Origin of the sequence: Brachyspira sp. SAP_772, from assembly GCF_009755885.1 — a bacterium.
In the GTDB taxonomy this organism is placed as follows: Bacteria; Spirochaetota; Brachyspiria; order Brachyspirales; family Brachyspiraceae; genus Brachyspira.
On the sequence record NZ_VYIX01000338.1, the window covers coordinates 1 to 552 of the forward strand.

1 protein-coding gene is annotated in these 552 nt (G+C 29.3%); it reads left to right on the forward strand.

Annotated elements, in window-relative coordinates; translation table 11 throughout:
• Nucleotides 1–9: 9 nt before the first annotated feature.
• A partial coding sequence (locus GQX97_RS14390) for a hypothetical protein (RefSeq protein WP_157152367.1) occupies nt 10–552 on the forward strand: 543 nt, incomplete at its 3' end.

A 552-nucleotide genomic window follows, 5' to 3' on the forward strand; every position in this document is an offset into this window, starting at 1 on the left:
TGTATTAATATGAGTTTAAAAGGTAAAAAGGCTCTAATAGTAGCATTATCTTTCTTTGTAATGTCTTGCGGAGGGCTTCCTACAAAAGATTATGAGAGAGTTACTGCATTAAGAGAAACTGTAAACAAGTATACTGAAATTAAAACTTTTGCTCAAGATGATTATGATATCGCTGAGAAAGGATACGCAGAGGCTGATATCATTATGAAGGCAGAAAACAAAGATGAAGCTGAAAAAGCTAAAGAGCTTCTTCTTACAGCTGAAACTAATTATAATTTAGTTTTAGATAAAGGTTTAGCACCTTATTCTGAAATACTAAAAAAACAAACTGATGAAAATTATACTAATGCTAGTCAAATTAAAGCTAATGTTATGTATGGTGAAGAATATGCTCAAGCTGAAACAATATACAATGAAGCAAATGCTATGTATACTGCTGAAACTAAAGATTATAGAGTATTAGTAGATAAACTTTATACAGCAAAAGAGGCTTATTTAGCTTTATATAATAAAACTAAAGAACAATTTGATAAAAGTGATGAAGCTTTAACT